Here is a 21,700-nt window from a genome sequence, read left to right on the forward strand (position 1 = left end):
GGGTACCTTACCGTTATTCCTCACGTTTTGCAGCCTTAAGAGGAATTTTCCGGAATATCCTGAAACATTGTTTTTAGTTCAGGCACACAGGAGCCGCAGTTCGTTCCGCAGCGCAGCCTGGCACCCAGCGCCGCGACGGAACCACACCCTCCCCCAATCGCCTCGCGTATGACGTTTTCCCCCACGCTGAAACAGCTGCAGATGATCCGGCCCGGATCGACACTGTCCCCTGTTCCCTGTCCATTCAACAATACGTGGCGCTCAGCAAGCGTCACGGGAGGTGAACGGAACGCGGCTTCAATTACCGCGTGCGCCAGTGTCGGTAACGCAGTGCCTTCCCAGAACCCGAGCATCAGTTGTCCGTCATGCCAGGCCAGCACGCTGCTGCGCTCGCTGGTCTGCGCGACCTGCAGCTGCCAGCCCCGTTCACTGGCATACTGCATAACCCACGCCAGCAACGGCTTATCCCCCGCCACCGTCAGACGTGAGACTTTACGCCACCAGCAGACAGAGGGTGGGAGCTCCGGCAGTTCACGGGCATAAAGCTCACCCTGCCAGCCCGGCTGCCAGGGCATAATCCTGACGGCCGTCTGTTTACTCTCGGGCTGACCGGACAGCGGGTCACAACGCCCCTCCACCAGCGCATTCACCTTCCCCTGGCGGGCAAACTGGGCATTCCAGTGCATTGGCACAAACAGCTCACCTTCTCGCTGCCCGTCAGTGATACGCACTCTTGCCAGCATCACCCCACGCGGAGAACTGATGCGCGCCAGCTGTCCGTCGCACAGTGAGAAGCGCATGGCATCTGCGGCGCCGATCTCAACACACGGCTCAGCACTATGCTGCATCAGTTTCGGGACGTACCCCGTCCGGGTCATGGTGTGCCACTGATCGCGGATACGCCCGGTATTGAGAATCAGCGGGTATAGCGCGTTTATTGCCGCACCGTGTGGCTGAGGCTCTACCGGCACAATTTCCCGGCGCGCAAAGGACCCCGCTGGCCACTGATAAGGCTTAAGCCGGTTCCATTCCTCACGGGTAAGTGACGCCAGTTCATGAAGGTTAAACGCCCGCGCGCCGTCATTTTCAAAGGCCGAGAGCGCTGCATGCTCACAAAAAATTTGCTGCGGATGTTCCCAGGCGAAGGCTTCACCATAGCCCAGCGCCTGTGCCACCCGGGCGATGACCCACCAGTCCGGTTTGGTCTCGCCCGGTGCCGGCAGAAAGGCGCGCTGGCGCGAAATACGCCGCTCGGAATTGGTTACCGTACCGTCTTTCTCCCCCCACGCCTGTACCGGGAAACGGATATGGGCATAGCGGCTGGTGTCGGTCTCCTGCATCACCTCGGAGACAATCACCAGCGGGCAATGTTCCAGCGCCTGACACACCGCGTGGCTGTCCGGCAGCGAGACGGCAGGATTGGTGCCCATGATCCACACCGCTTTCACTTCGCCGCGGGCGATCGCATCAAACAACTCCACCGCCATCAGGCCCGGCGTCTGGGCCAGTCTTTCTGTACCCCAAAAACGCGCCACCCGCGAAAGAGACTCCGGCTCGAAATTCATGTGAGCGGCAAGCTGGTTCGCCAGCCCACCCACCTCCCGCCCCCCCATCGCGTTAGGCTGTCCGGTCAGCGAAAACGGTCCGCAACCCTGACGGGCGAATTTTCCGCTGGCCAGATGAACGTTGATGATGGCATTACACTTGTCGCTGCCGCTTGAGGACTGATTAATGCCCATGGTGTAGAGCGTGATGGCCCGCGGCGCAGTCACAAACCAGTCGTAGAAGGTCCCCACGTCCTCGGTTGAGAGCCCACAAAACTCAGCCACCCGGGCGATGGGCCACGCGTCGGTTCCCTGAATCAGATTGAGTAAACCGACAAACAGCCCGGCGTCACTGCCGGGCGTAAGCGCCAGATGCAGGTCAGCAATATCGCAGGTGGCCGTTTTGCGTGGGTCGATAACCACAACTTTCATCGCAGGGTTGTTCTGGCGCGCCTGTACCAGCCGCTGATACAGCACCGGATGGGTCCATGCCGCATTCGACCCGACCAGCACCACCAGATCGCTGTTTTCCACATCCTCATAGCTGCACGGCACCACATCTTCACCAAACGCGCGCTTGTAGCCTGCCACCGCGGACGACATACAGAGCCGCGAGTTGGTATCTATGTTTGCCGCACCGATAAACCCTTTCATCAGCTTATTGGCGGCGTAATAGTCCTCAGTCAACAGCTGGCCGGAGGCGTAAAACGCCACCGCCTGTGGTCCCCAGGTGTCGATGATGGTCTGCAGCCGTTCACCTGCCGCCGCCAGCGCCCGGGACCATTCCACCGCCTGCCCGTCGACCACCGGGTGCAGCAGTCGCCCCTGCAGACCGGTCGTTTCGCCTAATGCCGAGCCTTTAACGCACAGGCGTCCAAAACTGGCGGGATGGCGTTCATCTCCGCGCACGGTGACCTTCTCGCCCTCTACCGTTGCGATCACGCCGCAGCCCACCCCGCAGTAGGGGCACGTCGTTCGGGTTTCATTCATGACGCCTCCGCACGCATGATCTGCGCGTCGTTCCCGACCCACACCTGACCGTTTTCTATTTTCACCGGCCAGGCGCGCACCGCAGGTTCCCCGTTATCGGCCTGACAGCCGTCGCGCAGACGGATACGCTGCTTATAGAGCGGAGAGATGACCACCGGCTCGCCGGCAGCATCGCCGAGAATGCCGCGTGAAAGCACGTTTGCTGTGCTGCCCGGCTCGAGGTCGTCGAGGGCATAGACAGATTGACCAAAGCGGAAAAGCGCAATCGGTTTTCGCCCCAGCCGGGCGCCGATCCCCGCCTGCTCAGGGATCTCATCGATAGCGCAGACCGCTTGCCAGCGTTTATTCTCTTCTACCGGCTGACGGTTCACTTCGGTACGGAACAACGCCAGACGGCTCGGATCGTTAAGCGTGGTCTGCCATTCACACTGGTAGGTTTCCACCACGCGGGCCATCTCCTGTTCCAGCTCGTGCGCAATGCCCAGGCTGTCGTGAAGAATCACCTCGCGCAGGTAGTCGATCCCCCCTTCCAGATTGTCCATCCACGTACTGGTACGCTGCAGGCGATCCGCCGTGCGGATGTAGAACATCAGGAAGCGGTCGACGGTACGGATCAGCGTCTCGTCATCCAGATCGCTGGCAAAGAGATCCGCATGGCGCGGTTTCATGCCGCCGTTACCGCAGAGATAAAGGTTCCAGCCTTTGTCGGTCGCAATGACGCCCACGTCCTTGCTCTGAGCCTCCGCACATTCACGGGTACAACCGGACACGGCCATTTTAATTTTGTGCGGCGCGCGTAAGCCTTTATAGCGGTGCTCAAGCGTGACCGCGAGACGCGTGGAATCTTGCACGCCATAGCGGCACCAGGTCGACCCGACGCAGGATTTCACCGTGCGCAGGGATTTACCGTACGCGTGACCGGTCTCAAATCCGGCCTCCACCAGCGCCTGCCAGATCGCCGGCAGCTGGTCGAGCGTGGCGCCAAAGAGGTCGATACGCTGCCCACCCGTGATTTTGCTGTACAGCTGGTAGCGTTTGGCGATCTGGCCGATAGCTATCAAGCCGTCGGCCGACACTTCCCCTGCAGGCATCCGGGGCACAATGGAGTACGTCCCGTCTTTCTGAATATTGGCAAAGTAACGGTCGTTGGTGTCCTGCAGCGGCAGATGTGCCGGTTTCAGCAGGTACTCATTCCAGCAGGAGGCGAGCACTGACCCCACCAGCGGTTTACAGATTTCGCAACCGTGCCCCTGCCCGTAACGGCTGATAAGCTGGTCGAAGGTACGAATATGATTGACGCGCACCAGGTGATAGATTTCCTGACGCGACCACGGAAAGTGTTCGCAGATGTCCTTTTTCACCTCCACGCCCTGCTCCGCAAGCTGGTACTCCATCACCTGTTTCACCAGCGCGCTGCATCCTCCGCAACCGGTCGCGGCTTTGGTGCACTGTTTTATGGCTCCAATATCCGCGGCACCGGCACTTACCGCCTGACAGATATCACCTTTGCTGACGTTATGGCAGGAGCAGATCTGCGCACTGTCAGGCAGTGCCGCCACGCCGAGGGCTTTTGGCGCGCTCCCGGCGAAGGAAGGTAAAATCAGCGTTTCAGGCTCTTTGGGTAGCGCTATGCCGTTGAGCATCATCTGCACCAGGGTCGCATATTCGCTGGCATCCCCCACCAGTACGCCGCCCAACAGGGTTTTATTGTCCTCACTGACCACGATCTTTTTATAGATTTGCTGCGGACCATGCGTCCATTGATAGCTTAGCGCGCCGGGTGTTCTTCCATGGGCATCGCCAAACGAGGCCACATCTACCCCCAGCAGCTTCAGTTTGGTGCTCATGTCAGCCCCGGTAAAGGCGCTCGCCTCTCCCGCCAGCGTGGCCGATGCCACCCGCGCCATCTGATAACCCGGGGCGACCAGGCCAAAAATTTTACCCTCCCACAGTGCACATTCGCCGATAGCGAACACGTCTTTATCGGAAGTCTGGCACTGGTTATCAATGCAAATCCCGCCGCGCTCTCCGGTCGCCAGGCCACTGCTGCGCCCCAGTGCATCCTGCGGGCGAATACCTGCAGAGAAGACCACGATATCAGTTTCCAGCTGTTCACCGTCCGCAAAGCGCATCACCAGCCCGCCGTTCGCAGAGACGATGTCGGTGGTGGCTTTGCTGGTGTGAACGCCCACGCCAAGCGCTTCGATCTTTTTGCGCAGCATGGCCGCGCCGTCGTTGTCGAGTTGTACCGCCATCAGGTGTGGCGCAAACTCCACGACGTGCGTTTCCAGGCCCAGCTGTTTCAGGGCATTCGCGGCTTCCAGTCCCAGCAGGCCACCGCCAATGACCACCCCGCGACGGGATTGCTTTGCCTGCGCGGCGATGTTATCCAGGTCGTCCAGCGTACGGTAAACAAAGCAGCCCGGCAGCGTGCTGCCCGGTACCGGAGGCACAAACGGGTACGAGCCGGTCGCCAGCACCAGTTTGTCCCAGTGGGTTTCATGCCCACTGGCGGTACGCACGACGTGTGCGTCGCGATCGATACTCACAATTTGCTGCGAGAGGCGAAGCTCAATGCCGTGTTCAGCAAAGAAATCACCGTCCACCAGCGAGAGCGATTCTGCGCTTCGTCCGCCAAAATACTCTGACAAATGCACACGATCGTAGGCGGCATAGCGCTCTTCGCCAAAAACGATAATCTGGTACTGCCGGTGCAAATTGCGCTTCACACAGTCTTCGAGAAAATGATGGCCGACCATACCGTGTCCAACCACCACCAGCGTAGGTTTTGTCATAGCGTTTTGTCCTGCAACCTGCGGTTGCGTAGTGAATCGATTGAACAGCCAGTCCGCGTGGGCGGGCGCAGCCGTTGCCAGTAAATCGGTGAATGTTGCCGCGTTGCGGCAATCCCCCATCAGCAGCACGCCAGCAAGCGCACCGCGATGCAGTAACAAACGGCGATAGTGACGGGTCAGCGGATCCCAGGCGCTCCAGACCACATCGTCCGGCAGAACCTCTGCTCGCCCGGCGCTGAACAGCTCCACACCGGGCACTTTGAGGCGCATGCCGCTGTCGGTCAGGGCAAATGGCGTGCTAGCCTCCCCAGCCAGCCGGGCGGCGAGGATATCCGCCTGCGCCAGGCAAGGTGCAACCAGGCCGAACGTCTGGCCGTCGATTTCACAGCACTCACCAATGGCGCTGATCGCCGGGACTGAGGTCTGCATCTGGTGGTTAACCACAATGCCGCGGGCACAGTGAATGCCGCTGCCTTTTGCCAGTGCGACATTGGGCTGCACGCCGGTCGCCAGCACCACGCGAGAGGCGTTAATCTTGCGTCCGTTGTGTAACGTCACGGCATCCGCCGCAATGGCGGTCATTCCCGATGACAGTTCGCAGCGAACGCCGCGCTCCGCCAGCGCCTCTTCAAGCAAAACGCCTGCCTGCCGATCAAGCTGCTGTTCCATCAGCCACGCACCACGATGCACCAGCGTGACGTTGTCACAAGACCGGGCCAGTGCCGCAGCGACTTCGACGCCGAGCACCCCACCGCCCAGCACTACAGCTGGCCCCGGGTTCTCCTGAATCGCGCGGATATCGGCCAGCGTACGAAAGGTGAAGACATGCGGAGCGTCACCGCCCGGAATGGGGGGTACAAAAGGCGTCGACCCGGTGGCAAAGACCAGTTCGTCCCAGGCCAGCGTGGTTGCTGTGGTACGAACCTCGCGTTTCTCAACATCCACGGAGAGCACCTTTTCGCCCCGTCGTACCGTCACACCCCGTGCGTGATACCAGGCGTCGTCCTGCAGGCGGATCTGCTGCGCCTGTTTTTCCCCGCCCAGTACCGGCGAGAGCATGATGCGGTTGTAAGCGTGTTCCGACTCCTCGCCAAACACGGTGATCGTGAAGCGACCGGGCGCACGCTCGGTCAGCGAGGCAATCAGCCGTGTTGCGGCCATCCCATTACCGATAACGATCAGTCGCATCACCGCCTCCGTTACGCCGCTTTAGGCTGTTTTTCATAGAGGAAATGGAGGATCTGCTGACGCATATGGTGATAGCGGCTATCGTCCGCCAGTTGAACCCGATTGCGCGGGCGAGGCAGGTCAACGTGCAGCACCTCGCCGACGGTGGCCGCCGGGCCGTTAGTCATCATCAGTACCCGGTCAGAAAGCAGCACAGCCTCGTCCACATCGTGGGTGATAAGCACGATGGTGGTGTTCAGCGCCTGCTGGATTTGCATCACCGAGTCTTGCAGATGCGCGCGTGTGAGCGCATCCAGCGCGCCAAACGGTTCATCCATCAGCAGGACCTTCGGCTTCATCGCCAGCGCACGGGCAATGCCAACGCGCTGTTTCATGCCGCCGGAGATTTCCGAAGGCCGTTTATGCAGGGCATGCCCCATCTGGACGCGATCGAGGTTGTGTTCAATCCACTCCTTGCGCTCCGCCTTGCTCATGGTGCGGCGAAAGACCTGATCCACCGCCAGCGCAACGTTGTCGAAGCAGGTGAGCCACGGCAGCAGAGAATGGTTCTGAAACACCACCGCACGCTCCGGTCCTGGCCCGGCGATTTCGCGGTTATCGCAAATCAGCCCACCTTCGGTCGGCAGGGTGATCCCGGCAATCAGATTGAGCAACGTCGATTTGCCGCACCCGGAGTGGCCAATCAGGCTGACGGTTTCGCCTTCGTGAATATCAAAAGAGACGTTCTGTAGCGCCAGAAACTCGCCGCTGGCGGTAGAAAAACGCTGGCTCACAGCCTGGACCTGAATTAATGGTTTCATCTTCGCTCCTTATTTTTCCTGCCAGCTAAAGCGACGGGCGATCAGCATCAGCCCCTGCTCCAGCAGCAACCCGACCACGCCAATGATGACGATGGCGATGAGAATGTTTTCGACGTTGAGGTTGTTCCACTCATTCCAGATCCAGAAGCCGATCCCCAGCCCACCGGTGAGCATCTCGGCGGCGACAATGACCAGCCAGGCGATGCCAATCGAGAGGCGAACCCCGGTCAGCACCGCGGGCAGCACGGCCGGGAAGAGGATCCGCCGCATGATGGTCCACTCGGAGAGCTGCAGCACGCGGGCAACGTTGAGGTAATCCTGCGGAATACGACGTACCCCTTCGGCGGTGTTAATCACCATTGGCCATATTGAACAGATAAAAATGGTCCAGCTGGAGGCGGGTTCCGCTTTCTGGAACAGCAGCAGGCCGATAGGCAGCCAGGCTAAAGGACTGACCGGGCGTAACAGTGCAATCAACGGGCTGAACATGCGCGAGCAAAAGGTGAAGCGACCGATCAGGAAACCGAGCGGGATCCCCGCGAGCGCCGCCAGACCAAAGCCCACCGCCACGCGCTGCAGCGAAGCGAGCACGTTCCAGCCGATACCCATATCGTTTGGCCCGTCGCGGTAAAACGGGTCAGCGAAGAGCGTTAATGCGGAATCCAGCGTGCTGAGCGGCGTCGGGAACCCTTTGCTGTTGATCGCGGCCAGCTGCCAGAGCAACACCAGTAACCCGAGCCCCAGCAGCGCCGGGATCACGCGCTGCAGAAGGTCATTCATCCGTCGCGTGAACGTCGGTGCGCGGCGGCGAACCTGTACCGGAGGGAGGGTAATCACTTCCCCGCTCGCCGGCGTCTCGTCTTTCGATTTCGTGCTGTGCAGATGCTGCATAATCAGGCCCCTTTACGGTGAATAGCGAAGCGGTTGGCGTAACCGTCCGGATCGGTACCGTTCCAGACGGTACCGTCCATCAGGGTGCTGCTGCGATACGGTGATGACGGGGTGGATATGCCTCCCACCGCCGTGGCGGCATCCTGCCAGACCGAGGTCTGGTTAATGCGCTGCGCGATGGCGGCATAATCCGGCGCCGATTTGAGCAAGCCCCAGCGGCGGAACTGGGTTAAAAACCACATCCCGTCGGAGAGGTACGGATAGCTGACGGCACCCTCGTTGAAGAAACGGATCGGATGCGCATCCTGCCAGCGCTGGCCAAGCCCGTTGTCGTACTCTCCCAGCATCCGTCCGGTGAGATACTGCTCTTTGGTGTTCAGCCACGCCCGGCGAGAGAGGATTTGGGCGGTCTCACGTTTGTTGTCTGGTGATGCATCGATCCAGCGTGCGGCTTCCAGTACCGCACTCACCAGCGCCCGCGCGGTGTTCGGGTTTTTCTCCACCCAGTCGCGGCGTGTGCCAAGAATTTTTTCCGGATGATCGGCCCAGATCGACTGGGACGTTGCGGCGGTAAACCCGATGCGGTCGTTAATGGCGCGCGCATTCCACGGCTCACCAACGCAAAAGCCGACCATGTTGCCAATCCGCATGTTCATCACCATTTGCGGCGGCGGCACAACCACGGTCCGAACGTCATCGAACGGATTAATGCCCGCGCTGGCCAGCCAGTAGTACAACCACATCGCATGCGTACCGGTCGGGAAGGTATGTGCGAAGGTATAAGTGCCGGGTGCCTGCTGCCCAATCAGCGTTTTCAGCCCGTCGAGATCGCGAACGCCCTTCTCTGCCAGATCGCTGGAGAGCGTGATGGCCTGACCGTTCTGATTCAGGGTCATCAGGTTTGCCATCTGCTGTGGCTTACCGGCAAGCCCCAGCTCCAGCCCGTACAGCAGGCCGTAAAGAACGTGGGCGGCGTCCAGTTCGCCGGCCACCAGCTTATCGCGCACGGCTGCCCAGCTTGCCTCTTTGGTTGGCACGATGGTGATGCCATATTTTTTATCAAACCCCTTCAGCGCCGCGATAACCACCGGCGCGCAGTCGGTTAACGGTATAAACCCGATGCGCACCGTCTCCTGCTCCGGTTTATCCGAGCCTGCCGCCCACGCGGCCTGCATGACGCCCGGTAACAACATGGCGCCGCTCGCCAGCATGCTGGCCTGTAAAAACCGCCGTCTCGACAAATCCGCCATGACCACTCCTGAAAAAAAGACAAAAAAAAGCGCCCACCCGTGCCGAAGCACCGCTGGACGCCTTTATCCCGAAGACAGATGCACCGCCGTTGGCGCACCGTCAAAAATGGTTAATCAGATAATGCAAAGGGAATGCCAGGTTTTACTGCCCTGTTTTCCGGGCGTTTACCGGGAATTCCCCACGACTGCGCACCTCAATCAGGCACTAAATGCCCACTGATTGTGCAGCTACTCCTTAGGGGTTACCTGCCACAAGCTCTTCACGGTGAGCAGCGCGCGGGCGATATCCACCATGCGCTGATTTTTGTCCATCGCCATTTTACGCAGCGCCGTCCATGCCTGTTCCTCACTCATCTTTTGATGGGTCATCAGTACACTTTTCGCTTTATCGATGGTTTTGCGCTCTTCGAGCGTATCGCGCAGTGACGCAAGCTGACGGGAAAGCTGTTCTATCTCGCGCGCCTGTTGGCGAACCAGGGTTAACAAGGGCTTATCCGGATAAGAGGCCAGCGGATCGTCCTGCTCCTCAGCCGGGAGCGTGTAGTCCTCCTGTCGATGGATACGTTCGTCCACCGCGATCATCAGATCGGCGATAACCATCTCCTCCAGGGTGCGCAGATGCTCAAGGCGTGCCGTTTGCAGAGCAAACCAGGCCAGTGCGGTATGGCCATTGTCAGCGGCTGGCTGGCGGGTACAGGCCACGCGCCTCAGTTGCTCCGTCTCACGGTCAGGCTGGCAATTCTGGGAAAAGGTGGTTTGCACATCCGCCGTGCTGTGGGTCATGAAAATCTCGAAGCAGGCCTGCTGTCCGTCAATCCGGTCCACCAGCCGCTGACGGATGCCATCGTCAAAATAGCCCTGCGTAAAGCCAATGGCGCCCAGCGCCCGCTCTTGTCCCGCCAGCTCTTTACCCTGCATCAGGCTATAAAGTGCGACAAAGCGACCTGCGATTTGCGGATCGTCAATGCTGTCATTAAGCTGCGGTACGATACTGAGCAGATGACGCAGGATGCGACAATAGTGATCCATCGCCTGCGGGGCCGTAATGGTTTGCTGAATAACGCCGTCACGAAGGGCTGACAGGTTATCCAGACTGAGCAGCGCGGCGGCTATACGTTCGCACACGCCGCTGCCCTGGAACGGGGAGTGATTATCCAGAACGTCATAAAGCGCAGTGAGGTTCTCATTCACCAGCGCCCGGCTCGCTTTGCATTCGGCAGCGTACAGCTTACCCTGTGAGCAGAGCCAGACGTTAGAGGCTCCACGCTCGCACTGCAGCATATGCACCAGCAGGCTGATGGCATTAACCAGCACGCCAAGCTGTGCCAGCCTGCTCAGTTGCTCCCGGCGCATCGACCTTGCACGCTGGAGCCATTCGGTCGCACCTGGCGAAATGCCAGCCATTAATGTCATGCTTACTCTCCCGGACAGCGAAACCCTGGATAGCTAAGCAATATTCGTGCCTTTAAAAGAACAGGAGTCAACATGCAGAAGATTGTTATCGTCGCCAACGGTGCGGCTTACGGCAGCGAATCCCTTTTTAACAGCCTGCGTCTGGCGATCGCGCTACGTGATAAAGAGAGTGAACTGGAGTTACGGCTCTTTTTAATGTCGGATGCGGTCACCGCCGGGCTGAAGGGACAAAAACCGGCAGAAGGTTACAACATCCAGCAGATGCTGGAGATCCTGACCGCGCAAAACGTTCCGGTCAAACTGTGCAAGACCTGCGCCGACGGGCGCGGCATCACCGGATTACCGCTGATTGAAGGTGTGGAAATCGGCACGCTCGTTGAACTGGCCGAGTGGACTCTGCGCGCCGATAAAGTATTAACTTTTTAATAATAAACCCGTAAAAATATTATTTTCTTATGGACGCGGTTTCAGCATCAAGTTTACCTGCAGGGTTGCCGATAGGCATGGAAACAACACAGCAGGTATTTCACTTATGTTCAGATCCATTCGTGCACGCATCATTGCCGCGACGACAGGTTGTCTGGTCGTCGCCCTTCTTCTTAATACTGTCATCAATTTTCAGGTCACACGCCAGGATAACCAGCAGTCACAGCGCGACATCCTGACCAGCACCAGCGCCAGCCATAACATGGCGATTGCCGACTGGGTGAAGAGCAAAATGACGGTTATCGCCTCCGCACAAACCGTTGCGCTCAGTGACGATCCGGTTCCGGTCTTTAAACAGCTTGCCCAGGCGGGTGGGTTCACTAACGTATACGTTGGCTATGCCAGCAAAACGGCGAAATTCTCTGAACCAGCGGGCGTACCGGCGGATTATGACCCCACGATCCGTCCCTGGTATCAGCAGGTCGTAAGCCAGGATAGCCCGGTCGTGACCGCGCCTTACGTTGACGCCGGTAGCGGAAAACTGGTGGTGACGTTTGCCGTGCCGGTGAAAGAAAACGGTACTCTGAAAGCCGTGGTGGCTGGCGATGTGGCGATGGACAGCGTGGTAGCTAACGTGCGCGGGATCCACCCAACCCCGGCAAGCAGCGGGCTGCTGCTGAATAGCGATGGCACCGTCATTGCCGCCAGCGACCCTGCCCTGACGCTTAAACCGTTCGCCGAAACCCTCAAAGGCATCGACTTTGCGGCGCTGAAAAGCGGAAACCCGGTAAACGGGACCTTCAATGGCGCCGAAAAAACCTTCGTGGCAACCGCCGTGCCGGGTACGAACTGGATGCTGGTTGTTGCCCTGGACACAGGCGATGCCACCTCCGGAATGCGCTCGCTGCTGAAAGCCTCGGCCATCTCGCTGGTGATCCTGGCCTTACTCAGCGGCGCCATTGTTCACTTCCTGATTGCGCGTCTGCTGAAGCGCCTGTCTGACATTCGCGATGCGATGCATAACATTGCGAACGGCACTAACGATCTGTCGCAACGCCTGCCGGACAGCGGCGATGACGAAGTGGCGCAGATAGCGCAGGCGTTTAACGCCTTCAGCGACAAGCTCTCGGTGGTGATGGTACAACTGCGGGATGCCAGCGCATCGGTGAAAAACGCCGCGCGGGAAATTGCGGCAGGTAACCAAGACCTCTCAGGGCGTACCGAGCAGGCCGCCTCCAGCCTTCGCGAAACGGCCAGCGCCGTGGAAGAGATCACCGCGTCAGTAACCCAGTCGAACGAGTCTGCGGCTGAAGCCAATGACCAGGCGAGTAAGGCCTCTGCGGCGGCGGCTCGCGGCGGCGAGGTGGTATCTCAGGCCATCAGCACCATGCAGTCCATTGAAGTGGCTTCCGCGAAGATTGGCGACATCACCAGCGTGATTGACGGGATTGCCTTCCAGACCAATATCCTGGCGCTGAATGCCTCGGTGGAAGCCGCACGCGCCGGAGAGCAAGGCCGTGGGTTTGCCGTGGTGGCCGGCGAGGTGCGTAATCTGGCCAGCCGCAGCGCGCAGGCGGCGAAAGAGATTAAAACGCTTATCGATTCCACCACCAACAGCGTGGCCACCGGCTCCCGCTACGTTCATCTGGCCGGGGAAAGCATGAACGAAATCCGCTCCAGCATCGGTAGCGTGTCGGGCATCATGCGTGAAATCTCCATCGCCACCAGCGAGCAGATGAAAGGCATCCAGGAGATTAACCATGCGGTGACCCATCTGGACAGAATGGTTCAGCAGAACGCCGAACTGGTGGTGCAATCTGCGGCTGCAGCCGGCGCGCTGCAGAGCCAGGCGGGCGACCTTGCTGAAACTGCCGGGCATTTCCGCATTTAATGTTAGGGTGGCGCGCGTTCACCGGGCAAAACGCGCGCCAGGATAAATTTTCAGGAATTTTGTCATTTTTGTTTAATCGTTACGCCATTTTTTGATCAAAGTCAGCATCCTCACCCTCCCCCTTTGGTGTTATGCCATGAGTGAATTGTGAACAATATCACGCTCGGATATGGCAGCAGGGAGAGCGTTGTTTAAGACTACGGGGTAAAAAATGGCACTGGTAAAAACAAGTTTGAAATTGTTTGGCGGGGATACGGTCGTGGTGCGGTGTTCTGAGCGCTGCCGCATTCATTTGATGAGTTCGAAAGCACAACAACACTCGCAGGCGGATATCCTGACCGTGCAGGATGACAAGGCATGGCTTACCGTGCCGTACACCGGCACGTGGGATGTTCTGATTGACAGCCATAGTCAGTCACTGGAGCATTCCGTAAGCTACGTTGCTGCATAAGAGACAAACGCCCGGTCTGCTCACGCAGCCGGGCGCATTCTCAGGCAAAACCGGGACGCAGCGTATTATTCAGCGGGTTCCCTTCCAGCAGCGCTTTCACCTTCACCACCAGCTCATTCAGACAATCGTCCTTCATGCCGAGGCGGGTCAGCTCCTGGTCGAGCGAAAAGAGATACTGCGCGTTGGTGCCCAGCGGCCCACTGGCGGCAGCGATCAACGGGGCAATAACCTGCGTGCGGGTATCCGCTTCATACAGCGGATGGCGCGGATCCATAATAAACACCAGCGCGTTAACGGTACGTCCGTCATCGAGTTCCAGCTTGCACCAGCTCGGCATATAGCAGCCGGTGATCATCTCGCGCTTCCACAGCAGCGTCAGTTCGTCTTCCAGCGTTGCATCCGGCAGGCGGTAAGCCACCCCCGTGGTGCGTCCGCCCTCTTTTAGTGCAAGCATGCGTCCAGGCTGACACGCGCTACCTCGACCGGCCGTCAGGCGCAAACAAAATGCGCGATGCCAGCCAGGAAGTGTGCCTGTTGCCGATTCGACAAATTCGAGAGCCGGGTTCCACATCAGCGAACCGTAGCCAAAAATCCATACCGGGCCATCATCCGGGCGGCACGCCAGCGTGGCAGCAAGCGACGCCGCACGTTGTTCAGCTGACCAGAGAAGCGATTCCTCAATAGCACCAAATGCCGTCTTACAATCTGCCTTCATTAAGAAATCACGCGTTAACACTTTCCACCTCCGCCACTGCATGCTTCCTTGCGACATCTGTAATCCGCCTTCCCGGCATTGTGTGCTGGTCATTTTGCCAGCAGTTGAGTAACGATAAGCAATTCACGGGCCAGTTGCAATACAACGGAAGTTCAACCGCCTGAAAAGTCAAAACGAAGGCAGCGAATGATTTCACGGCTATTTCTTTTTATGCCATTTATCGTCGTCTCCTTTCTCATATTCATGTTTTACTGCGGCCCAGGCGACTTTATGCGCGGTCTCTTCACGGCTGGCATCATCACGTCGATCTTCTTTATCTTTGTACTGATCCCAGGCGCTGTTAAAGGCCTCTTTGTAGATATCCTGCGCGTGCGCGGGCAATACGTGTTGCACGCTGTCTGGTAATTCGCGTTTCGTTTTATATGGCATCGCTAACCCCTCTTTTGGTTAAAAAGATAAGTGTGGACGACGATACGGCATGGTGCCAGTCAATTAAGAATTATGCGTAAATGATAAGTTTAATATTATGTTATTAAAGGATTAATTACAGAACACGCGCCATTATCGACACCCCAAACCAAAAACACTACAAACAGTAAAATTGAGTAAAAAATCAAGGGTATTTAACAGAGATCTGTTAATTTAATGACCGAAAATTCTATCTATAATTACAAGCACCTGCATTGATGGAGAAGCACATGACAGCAGCACACGAGGCGGTGAAGACCCGCCACAAGGAGACATCACTCATTTTCCCGGTCCTGGCACTGGCTGTGCTGCTCTTCTGGGGAAGCAGTCAGTCACTGCCAGTGGTAGTTGGTATCAATATTCTTGCTCTGGTGGGTATCTTAACCAGCGCCTTTAGCGTTGTTCGCCATGCGGACGTATTAGCCCATCGCCTGGGTGAGCCTTACGGCTCGCTAATTCTCAGCCTTTCGGTGGTTATCCTCGAAGTCAGTCTGATTTCCGCGCTGATGGCGACCGGTGACGCCGCACCGACCCTGATGCGTGACACCCTCTACTCCATCATTATGATTGTGACAGGTGGTCTGGTGGGCTTTTCACTGTTACTGGGCGGCCGCAAATTTGCGACCCAGTACATGAATCTGTTCGGCATAAAACAGTATCTGATTGCCCTTTTCCCGCTGGCAATTATTGTGCTGGTCTTCCCGATGGCATTGCCGGGAGCCAATTTCTCAACCGGTCAGGCGCTGCTGGTTGCGCTGATTTCCGCAGCGATGTACGGCGTGTTCCTGCTGATTCAGACCAAAACGCACCAGAGCCTGTTCGTCTATGAACATGAAGATGACGGCGACGACCCGCATCACGGTAAGCCATCGGCTCACAGCAGCGCGTGGCATACGGTTTGGCTGATCGTACATCTGATTGCGGTTATCGCCGTGACCAAAATGAACGCCAACCCGCTGGAGACGCTGTTAACCGAGCTGAATGCCCCGGTCGCGTTTACCGGTTTCCTGGTGGCGCTGCTTATCCTGTCGCCTGAGGGTCTGGGGGCGTTGAGGGCGGTGCTGAACAATCAGGTGCAACGCGCAATGAATCTGTTCTTTGGCTCGGTCCTGGCGACAATCTCACTCACCGTGCCGGTAGTGACGCTGATTGCCTTTATGACCGGTAACGAGCTGCAGTTTGCGCTGGGTGCGCCAGAGATGATTGTGATGGTGGCTTCACTGCTGCTGTGTCAGATATCCTTCTCGACCGGGCGCACCAACGTGCTGAACGGCGCGGCGCACATGGCACTGTTTGTGGCCTATCTGATGACAATATTTGCCTAAGCGTTGTTCGGTGAGACTCTGAGGCCACACCCGACATCTCTTCTATCGGAAGAGGAATAACCAAAATAAACCCGCCGAAGCGGGTTTTTTTATTAGTGGCTGGTATCCAGCTCGTCGAAACTCTTCACCAGATCGTCAATCGCCTTGATCTGTTTCAGGAACGGCTCAAGTTTAGCCAGCGGCAATGCGGACGGGCCGTCGCACTTCGCGTTGTCCGGGTCCGGGTGTGCTTCAATGAACAGACCGGCCAGGCCAGTCGCCATACCGGCGCGCGCCAGCTCGGTGACCTGCGCACGGCGGCCGCCAGAAGCTGCACCAAACGGGTCGCGGCACTGCAGCGCATGGGTCACATCGAAGATGACCGGAGACTGGTTTGACACGTTCTTCATCACGCTGAAGCCGAGCATATCAACGACCAGGTTGTCGTAACCGAAGTTTGCGCCACGGTCACACAGGATCACTTTGTCGTTGCCGCCTTCGATAAATTTATCGACGATGTTACCCATCTGGCCAGGGCTCACGAACTGAGGTTTCTTCACGTTGATGACCGCGCCGGTTTTCGCCATCGCTTCCACCAGGTCCGTCTGACGGGCCAGGAACGCTGGCAGCTGGATAACGTCGACAACGTCCGCAACAGGCTGCGCCTGAGAAGCTTCGTGCACGTCGGTGATCACTTTCACGCCAAAGGTCTGTTTCAGTTCCTGGAAAATTTTCATCCCCTCTTCCAGGCCCGGGCCACGGTAAGAGTGAATGGAGGAACGGTTGGCTTTGTCAAAAGAGGCCTTAAACACGTACGAGATACCCAGTTTCTGGGTCACGGTCACGTAGTGCTCGCAGATACGCATCGCGAGATCACGGGATTCCAGCACGTTCATACCGCCAAACAGCACGAACGGCAGGTCGTTTGCCACGTTGATATCACCAATGCTAACCACTTTTTGTTTCATAGGATCGCCTTATTCAGGTGTGAATCGGAATTAAGATTAATGCAGTGTAATTTGTTTGTGCGAGATCGCGTTGATCTGCGCACGAATCATTTCGCTAATCGGGTCTTCCGGGCATTGCTCAACGAAATAATTCAGATCGTTCAGCGCCACATGCTCGCAATCAAGCTGGGCATAAATCAGCCCGCGATCGCGGATTTCGTACGGATCTTCCGGATTAAACTGCAGAAGCACTTCGCTGGCACGTAATGCCAGCTCCATCTGACGCTCTTCCATCAGCGCAGATTTCAGCGTATCCAGCAGTTTACGGATCACCTCGGCGTTATCCGCCTCGTCGAGATCTTCATTAAAGAGCTCGGCAACCGGGCTAATATTGCCTTTTAACCAGACGTCCAGCGTATGCTCATCCAGCGTATCGCCGTTAAACGGATTGATGAGCCACATCTCACCGTCCAGCCACTCCGCTCGCAGGATCATCTGCGTCGGGAAAATGACCGGCACCAGTGGAATATCCAGACGATGCGCGACCCACAGCAAAATGGAACCCAGCGCAACCGCGCTGCCCTGACGATTTTTTAAGACCTGATCCAGCCATAGTGCGTCAGACAGACGATACACGCCACGCGTGTCGCAGAAACCCCATTCGCCGTAGAAAAGCTCAAGCAGCTTCTCTAATTGCCAGTCCTGCGGGCGCGCCTGATTGATCTCTTCACGCGCCAGGCTGACCAGATTCTCCAGCTCTTCGTAGACGTATTGCGACGTAAAATCGTCGCGGATCATCTCCGAAATCAGGATCATGCCATCGCAAAGCGGCACTTTATTAAATTCGAAATCGGCTAAGGACCTCATGACTTACCCCAGTAACGGTATTCTTGTGGTGGCGAGTTTAATGATGATGTACAGCACCACCAGCCCCAGCAGAAAGGCGATAAAACCGGTCTGCTGGCTGCGCGGACGACGACGCCCAAGCGCGATAAAACCCAAAACGATGTAGATGATAACGCCAAACAGCTTTTCAGTCAGCCATGCGCCTTTATCAGTAAATGGCAGATAGCCGGTCTTCCACATTAATCCGGCCCCTGAGAGAAACAGCACCGTGTCAATACAGTGCGGCGCAATACGCACCCAGCGGGCGTCAATCAGCGGATTATTGCTGTAACGCCACCCGTAACGGACGATGAAAAAGCTGATGGTCAGGGCAACGGCTATCAGGTGGGCCGTGATCAGCACGGTAAAGAGACTCATGCCCATTGTCCCAGCGTCAGACGGTCATTGCCGCCATAGTCGCAACAGGTTTCCACCGCACGATAACCTGCAGCGATGAACACGTCACGCACCGCGTCCCCTTGCGTCCAGCCGTGCTCGACCAGCAGCCAGCCGCCGGGGAGCAAATGCTGTCGTGACGTTGTCACAATATGCACAATATCCGCCAGCCCTTCATTGGCAGCGACCAGAGCCGTCAGCGGTTCGAAACGCACGTCCCCCTGCGTCAGGTGCGGGTCATGCTCGTCGATATAGGGAGGGTTGCTGACAATCATCCCGAACGTGCGGTTATCCAGCGCGCTAAACCAGCTGCTTTGCAGAACGGTGACGTTCGGGAAGCCCAGACGCGCCACGTTACGCTGCGCCAGCGCTACCGCATCGGGCATCACGTCAACCGCCGTCACCTCGCAGTCCGGACGCTCGCTGGCCAGCGCCAGGGCAATTGCGCCAGTGCCGGTTCCAAGATCGAGAATTCGGCAGGCTTGTGCGGGTAAACGCGACAGCGCCTGCTCCACCAGACACTCGGTGTCCGGACGGGGGATCAGGGTCGCTGGGGAGACGTACAACGGCAGTGACCAGAACTCACGCTCCCCGACCAGATGCGCCACCGGCTCACCGGTTTTGCGTCGGGCAAGCAGCGTAGCGAGCTGCGCTTCCTGCTCAGCGCTCAGCTGGGTCTCGCCGAAAGCCAGCAGGTAAGTGCGGGCTTTCCCCGTCACAAACTCAAGCAAAATTTCGGCGTCACGTTTAGGGCTTTCGCTCGCGGAAAGCTCACTGGCGGCCTGCCGTAACCAGTGCTGAAACTCCATTATTCCTGCTCGGACAGTGCTGCCAGCTGGTCGGCCTGGTATTCCTGCACGATAGGCTCAATCAGCATATCCAGCTTTCCTTCCATCACTTCGTCCAGACGGTACAGGGTCAGGTTGATTCGGTGGTCGGTAACACGGCCCTGCGGGAAGTTATAGGTACGGTTACGGTCGCTGCGATCGCCGCTGCCCAGCAAGTTACGACGCGTGGAGGCTTCCGCCTGTTGACGTTTTGCCATTTCAGCCGCGTGGATACGCGCGCCCAGCACGGATAAGGCTTTGGCTTTGTTCTTGTGCTGTGAACGTTCGTCCTGGCACTCCACCACGATGCCGGTTGGCAGGTGGGTAATACGAATAGCGGAATCGGTGGTGTTAACGTGCTGACCACCTGCCCCGGAGGAGCGGAAGGTATCGATACGCAGGTCCGCCGGGTTGATGTCCGGCAATTCTGCTTCAGGCAGCTCTGGCATCACCGCAACCGTACAGGCAGAAGTGTGAATTCGCCCCTGAGATTCGGTGGCAGGTACGCGCTGCACGCGATGACCGCCGGATTCAAACTTCAGACGACCGTACACGCCGTCACCGCTGATTTTAGCGATAACCTCTTTGTAGCCGCCATGTTCACCGTCGTTGGCGCTCATGATCTCAACGCGCCAGCGACGCGCTTCGGCGTAGCGGCTGTACATACGGAACAGATCGCCGGCAAACAGTGCCGCTTCGTCACCGCCGGTCCCGGCGCGAACTTCGACAAAGGCGTTACGCTCATCGTCCGGATCTTTTGGCAGCAGAAGCACCTGCAACTGTTGCTCCATCTCTTCAGCACGCGCTTTTGCATCCAGCAACTCTTCCTGCGCCATCTCGCGCATTTCAGGGTCGTCGAGCATCATCTGCGCGGTTTCAATATCTTCCTGGACCTGTCGCCAGTCGGTAAAGCATTTTGATACATCACTCAACTGCGCGTATTCACGCGAGAGCGCGCGAAAACGTTCCTGGTCAGCAATGGTCCCGGCATCGCCGAGCAGCGCCTGTACTTCTTCATGGCGCTCGTGCAGAGCTTCCAGTTTAGCGACGATAGAAGGCTTCATAGGCGTAAATGCACCTTGTAATAGAAAATGGGTATAGGGCGCTATTCCAGCCCGAGGCTGTTGCGCAGAATAGTCAGGCGTTCATCATCCCCGTCACGGGCGGCCTGCTGAAGAGATTTGGTTGGTGCATGGATCAGGCGGTTGGTCAGTTTCCAGGCCAGATCCTGCATAATGGCTTCTGCGTCGCCGCCCTGCTGAAGGGCGGCCAGCGCTTTGGCGGTCAGGTCATCACGCACCTGCTCCGCCTGACCGCGGTACTCGCGGATAGTCTCGCTGACGCTTTGCGCGCGCAGCCAGGCCATAAACTCACTTGTTTCCTGCTCTACAATGGTTTCCGCCTGAACCGCCGCCGCTTTACGCTGGGCAAGGTTATGCGAAATGATGCTTTGCAGGTCGTCCACGCTGTAAAGGTAGGCGTTCGCCAGTTTACCGACTTCCGGTTCGACATCGCGCGGGACGGCAATATCCACCAGCAGCATCGGTTGATTACGGCGGGATTTCAGCGCTCGCTCGACCATCCCTTTACCGATAATCGGCAGCGGGCTGGCGGTAGAGCTGATAATGATATCTGCCTCTTTCAGGCGCTCATCGATGTCGCTCAGCGCAACCACCTCGGCACCCACCTCGTCCGCCAGCACCTGAGCACGTTCGCGGGTACGGTTAGCGATAATCATCTTTTTAACTTTGTGTTCGCGCAGATGGCGCGCCACAAGTTCGATGGTTTCACCCGCCCCGACCAGCATCACAGTGACGGTCGACAGGGATTCAAAGATTTGACGGGCCAGGGTACAGGCCGCGAAAGCAACAGAAACCGCACTGGCACCAATGTCGGTTTCGGTTCGCACACGCTTCGCCACGGAGAATGACTTCTGGAACATACGCTCCAGTTCACTGGCTTTCAGATGCCCTTTTTGCGAATCGGCAAACGCCTTTTTCACCTGACCGAGAATTTGCGGCTCGCCGAGCACCAGCGAGTCCAGGCCGCTGGCCACACGCATCAGATGGCTGACTGCATCGTTATCCTGATGCCAGTAGAGGCTATTACGCAGCTCTTCTTCGTTGAGGTTGTGGTAATCACATAACCAGCGGATCAGCGCTTCATGCAGGTTGTCCTGCTCTTCAACGCTTAGGTAGAGTTCAGTACGGTTGCACGTCGAGAGCACCACGCCACCCTGCACCATCGGCTGTGCAAGCAGGCTGTCCAGCGCCAGGTCAAGCGTATCCGGCGAAAACGTTACGCGTTCTCGCAGCGAAACCGGGGCTGTTTTGTGGTTAATACCGAGTGCTAATAGGGTCATGTTGAGCGGGAGTAGTACCAGCGTTAATAAGGTTAGCAGAACGCATCATACAGGATGCGCGAGATCAATAAAAGAGACTGCCCCCTTTCGGAGTAATAGCTTATACAATGCTTTGAGATAATTTGAACGTAGACGGTGGCACCCTTCGACGCTAGCA

The 21,700-nt window shown here is 57.7% G+C and carries 18 protein-coding genes; 4 read left to right on the top strand and 14 right to left on the bottom strand.

What is annotated here, in order from left to right; all coding sequences use genetic code 11:
* Positions 1-35: 35 nt before the first annotated feature.
* The 6 genes from JTA15_RS08135 to nasR all read right to left on the bottom strand — a co-directional run bounded on the left by JTA15_RS08135 (position 36) and on the right by nasR (position 10,871).
* Positions 36-2,534 (bottom strand): nitrate reductase, encoded by a 2,499-nt coding sequence (locus JTA15_RS08135; RefSeq protein WP_219373092.1) that lies wholly within the window; start codon positions 2,532-2,534, stop codon positions 36-38.
* A complete protein-coding gene (nirB, locus tag JTA15_RS08140; protein ID WP_219373093.1) occupies positions 2,531-6,517 on the bottom strand; it encodes a nitrite reductase large subunit NirB in 3,987 nt (1,328 codons plus the stop codon). Before nirB ends, JTA15_RS08135 begins: the two co-directional genes overlap by 4 nt.
* Positions 6,518-6,528: 11 nt before the next feature.
* Positions 6,529-7,317 carry an ABC transporter ATP-binding protein gene (locus JTA15_RS08145; protein WP_014170481.1) on the bottom strand — a complete coding sequence of 263 codons (789 nt, stop codon included), beginning with the start codon at positions 7,315-7,317 and terminating at the stop codon, positions 6,529-6,531.
* A gap of 9 nt (positions 7,318-7,326) precedes the next feature.
* Positions 7,327-8,208, bottom strand: a complete 882-nt coding sequence (gene ntrB / locus JTA15_RS08150) for a nitrate ABC transporter permease (protein WP_014170482.1) — start codon at positions 8,206-8,208, stop codon at positions 7,327-7,329.
* Between the two features lie 2 nt (positions 8,209-8,210).
* Complete coding sequence (locus JTA15_RS08155) at positions 8,211-9,458, bottom strand: CmpA/NrtA family ABC transporter substrate-binding protein (RefSeq protein WP_181240466.1); 1,248 nt, start codon at positions 9,456-9,458, stop codon at positions 8,211-8,213.
* A gap of 228 nt (positions 9,459-9,686) precedes the next feature.
* On the bottom strand, positions 9,687-10,871 hold the full coding sequence (nasR, locus tag JTA15_RS08160) for a nitrate regulatory protein NasR (RefSeq protein WP_149376404.1): 1,185 nt from the start codon (positions 10,869-10,871) through the stop codon (positions 9,687-9,689).
* 72 nt (positions 10,872-10,943) lie between these two features.
* Here nasR and JTA15_RS08165 point away from each other — a divergent pair, with 72 nt between their 5' ends.
* The 3 genes from JTA15_RS08165 (at position 10,944) to JTA15_RS08175 (ending at position 13,639) form a co-directional block, all read left to right on the top strand.
* Entirely contained in the window at positions 10,944-11,297 is a 354-nt protein-coding gene (locus tag JTA15_RS08165) for a DsrE/DsrF/TusD sulfur relay family protein (RefSeq protein WP_160890445.1), read from the top strand.
* 106 nt (positions 11,298-11,403) lie between these two features.
* Positions 11,404-13,188 (top strand): methyl-accepting chemotaxis protein, encoded by a 1,785-nt coding sequence (locus JTA15_RS08170; RefSeq protein WP_014170487.1) that lies wholly within the window; start codon positions 11,404-11,406, stop codon positions 13,186-13,188.
* 211 nt (positions 13,189-13,399) lie between these two features.
* Complete coding sequence (locus JTA15_RS08175; protein ID WP_014170489.1) at positions 13,400-13,639, top strand: DUF1883 domain-containing protein; 240 nt, start codon at positions 13,400-13,402, stop codon at positions 13,637-13,639.
* Positions 13,640-13,679: 40 nt separating this feature from the next.
* Here the strand turns inward: JTA15_RS08175 and JTA15_RS08180 are convergent, their stop codons facing one another.
* Together JTA15_RS08180 and chaB are read right to left on the bottom strand one after the other, a co-directional pair.
* On the bottom strand, positions 13,680-14,375 hold the full coding sequence (locus JTA15_RS08180) for a gamma-glutamylcyclotransferase (RefSeq protein WP_020882351.1): 696 nt from the start codon (positions 14,373-14,375) through the stop codon (positions 13,680-13,682).
* Between the two features lie 177 nt (positions 14,376-14,552).
* Positions 14,553-14,783, bottom strand: a complete 231-nt coding sequence (chaB, locus tag JTA15_RS08185; protein WP_032680829.1) for a putative cation transport regulator ChaB — start codon at positions 14,781-14,783, stop codon at positions 14,553-14,555.
* 269 nt (positions 14,784-15,052) lie between these two features.
* Here chaB and chaA point away from each other — a divergent pair, with 269 nt between their 5' ends.
* Positions 15,053-16,147, top strand: a complete 1,095-nt coding sequence (chaA, locus tag JTA15_RS08190) for a sodium-potassium/proton antiporter ChaA (protein ID WP_020882349.1) — start codon at positions 15,053-15,055, stop codon at positions 16,145-16,147.
* A gap of 92 nt (positions 16,148-16,239) precedes the next feature.
* Here chaA and kdsA read toward each other — a convergent pair whose 3' ends face one another.
* From kdsA to hemA, 6 genes are read right to left on the bottom strand one after another with little or no spacing between them, the layout of a single operon-like run.
* Entirely contained in the window at positions 16,240-17,094 is an 855-nt protein-coding gene (gene kdsA / locus JTA15_RS08195; protein ID WP_219373094.1) for a 3-deoxy-8-phosphooctulonate synthase, read from the bottom strand.
* Between the two features lie 36 nt (positions 17,095-17,130).
* Positions 17,131-17,940, bottom strand: coding sequence for an invasion regulator SirB1 (gene sirB1, locus JTA15_RS08200; RefSeq protein ID WP_014170496.1), 810 nt, complete (start codon positions 17,938-17,940; stop codon positions 17,131-17,133).
* A gap of 3 nt (positions 17,941-17,943) precedes the next feature.
* On the bottom strand, positions 17,944-18,336 hold the full coding sequence (sirB2, locus tag JTA15_RS08205; RefSeq protein WP_020882348.1) for an invasion regulator SirB2: 393 nt from the start codon (positions 18,334-18,336) through the stop codon (positions 17,944-17,946).
* On the bottom strand, positions 18,333-19,163 hold the full coding sequence (prmC, locus tag JTA15_RS08210; protein ID WP_219373095.1) for a peptide chain release factor N(5)-glutamine methyltransferase: 831 nt from the start codon (positions 19,161-19,163) through the stop codon (positions 18,333-18,335). Before prmC ends, sirB2 begins: the two co-directional genes overlap by 4 nt.
* Complete coding sequence (gene prfA, locus JTA15_RS08215) at positions 19,163-20,245, bottom strand: peptide chain release factor 1 (RefSeq protein WP_020882346.1); 1,083 nt, start codon at positions 20,243-20,245, stop codon at positions 19,163-19,165. Before prfA ends, prmC begins: the two co-directional genes overlap by 1 nt.
* Before the next feature lie 41 nt (positions 20,246-20,286).
* Positions 20,287-21,543, bottom strand: coding sequence for a glutamyl-tRNA reductase (gene hemA / locus JTA15_RS08220; RefSeq protein ID WP_014170500.1), 1,257 nt, complete (start codon positions 21,541-21,543; stop codon positions 20,287-20,289).
* Positions 21,544-21,700: the final 157 nt, after the last annotated feature.

The organism is Enterobacter sp. BIDMC 29 (assembly GCF_019378755.1).
Taxonomy (GTDB): Bacteria; Pseudomonadota; Gammaproteobacteria; order Enterobacterales; family Enterobacteriaceae; genus Enterobacter; species Enterobacter ludwigii.

Coding starts and splice junctions, on each gene's coding strand:
- JTA15_RS08135 (WP_219373092.1), bottom strand. CDS start 2,534: ATGAATGAAACCCGAACGACGTGCCCCTACTGCGGGGTGGGCTGCGGC.
- nirB (WP_219373093.1), bottom strand. CDS start 6,517: ATGCGACTGATCGTTATCGGTAATGGGATGGCCGCAACACGGCTGATT.
- JTA15_RS08145 (WP_014170481.1), bottom strand. CDS start 7,317: ATGAAACCATTAATTCAGGTCCAGGCTGTGAGCCAGCGTTTTTCTACC.
- ntrB (WP_014170482.1), bottom strand. CDS start 8,208: ATGCAGCATCTGCACAGCACGAAATCGAAAGACGAGACGCCGGCGAGC.
- JTA15_RS08155 (WP_181240466.1), bottom strand. CDS start 9,458: ATGGCGGATTTGTCGAGACGGCGGTTTTTACAGGCCAGCATGCTGGCG.
- nasR (WP_149376404.1), bottom strand. CDS start 10,871: ATGACATTAATGGCTGGCATTTCGCCAGGTGCGACCGAATGGCTCCAG.
- JTA15_RS08165 (WP_160890445.1), top strand. CDS start 10,944: ATGCAGAAGATTGTTATCGTCGCCAACGGTGCGGCTTACGGCAGCGAA.
- JTA15_RS08170 (WP_014170487.1), top strand. CDS start 11,404: ATGTTCAGATCCATTCGTGCACGCATCATTGCCGCGACGACAGGTTGT.
- JTA15_RS08175 (WP_014170489.1), top strand. CDS start 13,400: ATGGCACTGGTAAAAACAAGTTTGAAATTGTTTGGCGGGGATACGGTC.
- chaB (WP_032680829.1), bottom strand. CDS start 14,783: ATGCCATATAAAACGAAACGCGAATTACCAGACAGCGTGCAACACGTA.
- chaA (WP_020882349.1), top strand. CDS start 15,053: ATGACAGCAGCACACGAGGCGGTGAAGACCCGCCACAAGGAGACATCA.
- kdsA (WP_219373094.1), bottom strand. CDS start 17,094: ATGAAACAAAAAGTGGTTAGCATTGGTGATATCAACGTGGCAAACGAC.
- sirB1 (WP_014170496.1), bottom strand. CDS start 17,940: ATGAGGTCCTTAGCCGATTTCGAATTTAATAAAGTGCCGCTTTGCGAT.
- sirB2 (WP_020882348.1), bottom strand. CDS start 18,336: ATGAGTCTCTTTACCGTGCTGATCACGGCCCACCTGATAGCCGTTGCC.
- prmC (WP_219373095.1), bottom strand. CDS start 19,163: ATGGAGTTTCAGCACTGGTTACGGCAGGCCGCCAGTGAGCTTTCCGCG.
- prfA (WP_020882346.1), bottom strand. CDS start 20,245: ATGAAGCCTTCTATCGTCGCTAAACTGGAAGCTCTGCACGAGCGCCAT.
- hemA (WP_014170500.1), bottom strand. CDS start 21,543: ATGACCCTATTAGCACTCGGTATTAACCACAAAACAGCCCCGGTTTCG.